The sequence below is a fragment of the Vescimonas sp. genome, assembly GCF_057856985.1.
This window is the reverse complement of the sequence record NZ_DBLZXX010000021.1, coordinates 23,296-29,648: the sequence shown is the minus strand read 5'-3', so window position 1 is coordinate 29,648 and position 6,353 is coordinate 23,296. Positions and strand designations below refer to the sequence as shown.

Annotated in this window: 7 protein-coding genes; 2 read left to right on the top strand and 5 right to left on the bottom strand. The window is 60.1% G+C overall.

Annotated features, from left to right (window positions below):
- Positions 1–209 precede the first annotated feature (209 nt).
- Entirely contained in the window at positions 210–980 is a 771-nt protein-coding gene (locus tag ACZM22_RS09815) for a hypothetical protein (protein ID WP_489543923.1), read from the top strand.
- 54 nt (positions 981–1,034) lie between these two features.
- Here ACZM22_RS09815 and ACZM22_RS09810 read toward each other — a convergent pair whose 3' ends face one another.
- The 3 genes from ACZM22_RS09810 to ACZM22_RS09800 all read right to left on the bottom strand — a co-directional run bounded on the left by ACZM22_RS09810 (position 1,035) and on the right by ACZM22_RS09800 (position 2,703).
- The gene (locus ACZM22_RS09810) at positions 1,035–1,460 is read right to left on the bottom strand and encodes a CD1247 N-terminal domain-containing protein (protein ID WP_483268938.1); all 426 of its coding nucleotides are present in this window, start codon (positions 1,458–1,460) and stop codon (positions 1,035–1,037) included.
- Positions 1,461–1,497: 37 nt separating this feature from the next.
- Positions 1,498–2,064, bottom strand: a complete 567-nt coding sequence (gene efp, locus ACZM22_RS09805; RefSeq protein WP_483268937.1) for an elongation factor P — start codon at positions 2,062–2,064, stop codon at positions 1,498–1,500.
- A gap of 141 nt (positions 2,065–2,205) precedes the next feature.
- A complete protein-coding gene (locus ACZM22_RS09800; RefSeq protein ID WP_483268936.1) occupies positions 2,206–2,703 on the bottom strand; it encodes a YqeG family HAD IIIA-type phosphatase in 498 nt (165 codons plus the stop codon).
- 68 nt (positions 2,704–2,771) lie between these two features.
- Here ACZM22_RS09800 and ACZM22_RS09795 point away from each other — a divergent pair, with 68 nt between their 5' ends.
- Entirely contained in the window at positions 2,772–3,515 is a 744-nt protein-coding gene (locus ACZM22_RS09795; RefSeq protein WP_489543922.1) for a hypothetical protein, read from the top strand.
- Positions 3,516–3,550: 35 nt separating this feature from the next.
- On the opposite strand, the gene rpsU is transcribed toward ACZM22_RS09795, so the two are convergent.
- Entirely contained in the window at positions 3,551–3,736 is a 186-nt protein-coding gene (rpsU, locus tag ACZM22_RS09790) for a 30S ribosomal protein S21 (protein ID WP_021859008.1), read from the bottom strand.
- Between the two features lie 131 nt (positions 3,737–3,867).
- On the bottom strand, positions 3,868–6,294 hold the full coding sequence (gene leuS, locus ACZM22_RS09785) for a leucine--tRNA ligase (protein ID WP_489543921.1): 2,427 nt from the start codon (positions 6,292–6,294) through the stop codon (positions 3,868–3,870).
- Positions 6,295–6,353 lie beyond the last annotated feature (59 nt).

Sequence of the window (6,353 nt, the reverse complement as noted above, 5' to 3'; positions counted from 1 at the left end):
GAAGCCGTGAGCAGGAAGTAGAAATCTACTACCGCTTCATCGGCAAAATCGACTGACCTTTCTTTTTTACCCAACAATATCTTTAATTAAGGGAGACGGGGCTTTCCTACCCCGACGTCACGCTTCTGGAGCCGTTGGCCACGGCTTTGGGTCTGACGGCAGCCGCGCTCCTCCGGTGCGCCGCGCCTGCAGAGGAAAAGGAGCAAGCTATGGAAGAAAAAAAGTACCCTGCGGAAAATGAGACGCTGCGCGCCGTGGTGGAGATGGCGGACAACAACCAGAAGCGGCAGCGCCGCCAATGGCTCACCGGCGTCAGCGCCGCGGCAGCAGCGTTTCTCCTCATCATCGCCCTTTTTGCCATCCGGCATATCCATCTCGACCTGACAAACCCCTACCGGTATACGGAGGAGCTTTGCGGCCTGATCCAGCAAGCAGAGTATACCGCGGACGGTACATGGCTCTACGTCACGGATGCCGGCAGCCTTTCCTCGGATCTCCTGAAGCTGCGCTGTCCGGCGGACATGGACACTTCTACCCTCCAAATCGGATGGCGTTATGTAAACTCCATTCTGTCACACCCCCAATATCACATGGCATACGACCGCCGTACCAATGAGATCACGTGGTGTGACGAACTGCCGGAATATCTGACGGTGACCGCCATAGGCGGCTTTGGCAGCAGTCCGGCGCAGCCCATGGAAAAGCCACTTTTCGGCTTTGAGGAGACCTTCTCAGCGCATCTTGACGGTTACGGTGCCACCTACTTCTTTATTCCCATTCCGGAGCAGCCGGAGCAGCGGCAGGTGCTGATGCTCCTGCCGGACGCGGGACGCCGCGTGGACTATCGCGTGGAGGATGTAGACGGCGACGGCATCAACGAGCTGCTGTTGACAGATCTCGGCGGCGAAAGGCCCTATATGCTCTGCGATGTGGACGTCACGGGACAGCTTGTCACACAGCTGTACAGCATTTGGGAATAGCCGTTTTGCGCAAAAAAAGAACCGCCTCTCGGCGGTTCTTTTTTGTTTTTGGAATTACTCCTGATCCTCGTCCTCATCGTTGGCCAGATCGCTGAGATCGAACTCCAGCTTGGCGCCGCAATTGGGGCAGATGACCTCGCCGTCCTCCAGAACGGACTCGTCGAAGTAGACCTCCTCCTCGCACTCGGGGCAGTTGGTCATGAAGCACTCCTCTTCCTCGTCGTCTTCATCCTCGTCCTCGTCCTCATCGTCGTCCAGCGCGAAGTACAGGGTCTCCTCCACATCGCTGAGGTCGTCGCTGACAGCATCCAGACCGTCCTCCACGTCGCACAGCTCGTCCTCGACGTCGGCGAACTTCTCCGCCATGTCGTCCAGCACGTCAATGATGGCGGCGATCAGCTTGCCTTCCTTGCTCTCGGTATCCAGGTTCAGGCCCTCGGCCAGACCCTTCAGATATGCTACCTTTTCAGAGATCTCCATGTTCGGCTCCTTTCTGTACGGTGGTTGGTTGATTGATTTACTTGGTGCGGCCGATATACTCGCCGGTACGGGTGTCGATGGTGATCTTGTCGCCGATGTTGATGAACAGGGGCACCTTCACCTCAGCGCCGGTCTCCACGGTGGCGGGCTTCAGGGTATTAGTGGCGGTGTTGCCGGCCAGACCGGGCTCGGTCTCGGTGACCTCCAGATCCATGAAGTTGGGGCACTCCAGGCCGAACACGTTGCCCTTATAGCTCAGCACCTTGCACATGGTGTTCTCCTTGATGAAGCGGAACGCATCACCCAGCAGCTCCTTGTTCAGGGGCACCATGTCGTAGGTCTCCTGGTCCATGAAATAGTACAGGTCGCCGTCGTTGTAGCTGTACTCCATGTCGCGGCGGTCCACAAAGGCCTCCTCGAACTTGGCGGTGGGGTTGAAAGAGGTCTCAGTCACAGCACCGGTCACCACGTTGCGCATCTTGGTACGCACGAAGGCCGCGCCCTTGCCGGGCTTGACGTGCTGGAACTCCACGACCTGCATGACCTTGCCGTCCATCTCAAAGGTCTTGCCGTTTCTGAAATCACCGGCGGTAATAGTTGCCATATTGATATTCCTCCCATATTGATGAGGGAACATCACGATTCCCTCGAGTAAATGATACCGGCCGAAATTTGGCCTCGTATATTCTACATGATAAGTACCTGTTTGGCAAGGGTTTCCGGTGAAAAAAGTTGCCTTCTCCTTCTATTTTTCCCGCGCCGCCGCCTTCCACGGCCGCTGTAAGGCGTGGAGCACCTTGTTCCACGCGCCTTTCGCGCCGCCGCGGGGCTCCACCATCAGCGCCAGTATGCCGCTGCGGTTGGCGCCCAGCATGTCCGTCAGCAGCTTATCGCCCAGCATGGCCGTCTCCTTGGGCGTCACGCCGCAGCGGGCCATGGCCCTGCGGAACCCTACGGTTCGTGGCTTTTTGGCGTGTCCCTCGTAGGTGATGCCCAGCTCGCGGCAGAACTGCTCCACTCTGGCAGGACTGCGGTTGTTAGACAGGATCATCACCTCTACCCCCGCCTGACGCATCTGGCCGATCCAGCGGCGTACCGTCTCGTCCGGCTCCCGCTGAGACTTGGGCGCCAGGGTGTAGTCCAGGTCGCACAGCAGCAGCCGGATGCCCCGTCGGGCCAGCTCCTGCCCCTCTATCTGCTCGTAGCCGTCGAATACCCGATCCGGCCGCAGGGAAAATCGCATAGGCTGCCGCCTCCTCTCATACATATAGTGTACCATCCGTCCGCCGGAAATACAAGGGGGTGTTCCGCATGCAGCTGTATCTGGCCGCGGCACCGTGCTGTCTGGGTAACGCGGCCCGCTGGGGCCTGCCGCTCCTGCACGCCGCCTATGGCGTGGAGGAGGGCCGCCTGACATCGCTGACGCTGCCCGCCCACGTGCAGGGTGGGCTCCTGCTGCTGACAGGGCCGGAAAACCCCGCTGTACCGCAGCCGGACACGCTGGCCCGGGACATCCTGCGGGAGTGTCTGCGCCGCCGCTATACCGGCGTGGTCATAGAGCCGCAGCTGCCTGCCGCGGCGCTGTCCGCCCTGGCGGAGCTGTGCCGCCGGTATGGCCGCGCCCTGTACGTTGCGGAGCCCTGCGGCCATATGGTCCCCGATGCCCGCGTGGTGGTGAGCACCGCCCTGTCCGGCGGGACGCTGCGCCAGCGGCTGAGGGACGCCTGCCGCCGCTTTGGGGCCCGGCGTCTGGCACTGGATCTGGCCTGCGTGCGGATGGACTTCTCCCTCCCCGCGCCCTACGGCACCGGTACGGCCCTGACACCGCAGCAGCTGACAGAGCTGCGGGGCCGCCGCACCGTATTCTTCTCGCCGGAGCTGTGCGCCCGCTACTTCACCTACGAACAGAGCGGCATGACCCACTTCGTACTGTTCGACGATGCCGACACTCTGCACCGCAAGATAGCGCTGGGCACGGAGTTGGGCATCCCTGCCGGCTTTCTGGCCCTGCCGGAAGCGATGGAGGCGCTTCCGCGGCTGCTGGGCAAAGGATAAGAGCCCGAGGGAATCACCCTCGGGCTCTTTCAGGATCAATAATAACGCTTATTGCGGTTCTTGCGCGCGGCCTCGGACTTCTTGCGGCGCTTGACACTGGGGCTTTCATAGCACTCTCTCTTACGCACCTCGGCCAGAACGCCTGCCTTGGCGCAGCTTCTCTTGAAACGCTTCAGAGCGCTGTCCAGGGACTCGCCTTCCTTGACGTGAACTTCAGACATCTATATTTCCCTCCCTCCGATGCACCCGGCTCGATCCTGGGTGCTCTTTAAGAGCCATTCGCATGACTAACGGGTGTATTATACCGGTGAAACGCCGCCTTGTCAAGCAGTTTTCCGCAAAAAGTGCATTTTTACTTGGCAGGCTTGACGATCAGGTTCACCAGCTTGTTCTTGACATGAATGGTCTTGACCACAGACATGCCCTCCACGGCCTTCTTCACCTTATCGGTGTCCATGGCGGCGGCCACCACGGCGGCCTCATCGCTGTCCATTGGAACAGTGACGGTGCCCTTCAGCTTGCCGTTGACCTGCACGGCCATCTCCACGTGGGAATCCACGGTCTTGGCCTCGTCATGGGTGGGCCAGGGCATCTGCATGGCCATCTTGCCGTACTTGGCGGCAAAGCCCATGTTCTCCCACATCTCCTCCACCATATGGGGGGCGAAGGGGCTCAGCAGCAGGCACAGCATCTCCACATCGCCCTTGGAGCAGCCGTTGGCGTAGAGCTCGTTGACCATGGTCATCATGGCGGCGATGGCGGTGTTCATCTTCAGCTCATCGATGTCCTGCGTCACCTTCTTGATGGTCTTGTGAACGATGGACTCGTTCTTGGCGGAGATGGTCTCCTCGGCGGTGGCAATGTCCTGCAGGTTGAAGCAGCGGTCCAGGAAGCGCTTGGAGCCCTTGACGGCCTCGTTGCTCCAGGTGACGGCCTTCTCGAAGTCGCCGATGAACATGATGTGCAGGCGCATGGTGTCTGCGCCGTACTGCGCCACGATGTCGTTGGGGTTCACCACGTTGCCGCGGGACTTGGACATCTTCTCACCGCCCTCACCCAGGATCATGCCGTGGCTGGTGCGCTTGGCGTAGGGCTCCTTGGTGGGCACCACGCCGATGTCGTACAGGAACTTATGCCAGAAGCGGGAGTACAGCAGGTGCAGCGTGGTGTGCTCCATGCCGCCGTTGTACCAGTCCACAGGGGACCAGTAGTCCAGTGCTTCCTTGCTGGCCAGAGCCTTGTCGTTGTGGGGGTCCATATACCGCAGGAAGTACCAGCTGGAGCCGGCCCACTGGGGCATGGTATCCGTCTCGCGCTTGGCGGGACCGCCGCAGCAGGGGCAGGTGGTGTTGACCCAGTCGGTCATCTTGCTCAGGGGACTCTCGCCGTCATCCGTGGGCTCGTAGCTCTCCACCTGAGGCAGTACCAGCGGCAGCTGCTCCTCCGGCAGGGCCACCCAGCCGCACTTCTCGCAGTTCACCAGGGGGATAGGCTCGCCCCAGTAGCGCTGGCGGGAGAACACCCAGTCACGCAGCTTGTAGTTGACCTTCTCCTTGCCGAAGCCCTGCTCCACCACGTACTTCTTCATGGCGGGGATGGCCTCCTTCACGGTCATGCCGTTGAGGAAGCCGGAGTTGACCATGATGGCGCTGTCGTCCTTGGCCACAAAGGCCTCCTTGGTGACATCGCCGCCCTTGACCACCTCGATGATGGGCAGACCGAACTTCTTGGCGAATTCCCAGTCGCGCTGGTCGTGACCGGGCACGCCCATGACGATACCGGTACCGTAGCCCATGAGGACGTAGTCGGACACGAACATGGGCAGGGCCTGATGGGTCACGGGGTTCATGACCTCAATACCCTCCAGCCGCACGCCGGTCTTTTCCTTGTTCAGCTCGCCGCGCTCAAAGTCGGACTTGTGAGCCGCCTCCTCCTGATACGCCTCCACGGCGTCCCAGTTCTTGATCAGGGGCTGCCACTTCTTCAGCATGGGATGCTCGGGAGAGATGACCATGTAAGTCGTACCGAACAGGGTATCGGCACGGGTGGTGTACACCGTCACCTCGTCGCCCACGTTGGTCTGGAACGTCACCTCGGCGCCGGTAGAGCGGCCGATCCAGTTGCGCTGCTGGATCTTCACGCGCTCGATGAAATCCACGTCCTCCAGATCGTCGATGAGACGCTGGGCGTAGGCGGTGATCTTCAGCATCCACTGGCTCTTTTCCTTGCGGATGACTTCGCTGCCGCAGCGCTCACACACGCCGTTGACCACTTCCTCGTTGGCCAGCACGCACTTGCAGCTGGTGCACCAGTTCACAGGCATGGTGGTCTTATAGGCCAGACCGTGCTTGAACATCTGCAGGAATATCCACTGGGTCCACTTGTAGTAGTCGGGGTCGGTGGTGTCCACGCAGCGATCCCAGTCAAAGCCGTAGCCCAGCATCTTCAGCTGGCTGGTGAAATTGGCGATATTGTTTTTGGTCACCACAGCCGGATGGATATGGTTCTTGATGGCGTAGTTCTCCGTGGGCAGGCCAAAGGCGTCGAAGCCAATGGGGAACAGCACGTTGTAGCCCTCCATCCGCTTTTTGCGGGTGACGATGTCCATGGCCGTGAAGGGGCGGGGATGGCCCACATGCAGGCCCTGACCGGAGGGATAGGGGAACTCGATGAGTCCGTAGAACTTGGGTCGCTTGTCGCCGGTGACGGCGGCATAGGGCTTGGTTTTTTCCCAATTGGCCTGCCATTTCTTTTCAATGGCCGCAAAATCGTAATACATGTCGCTTCTCCTTGTATCTGAATTTTGTTAACTGCTGATAAAAAAACGTCCCTGACTGC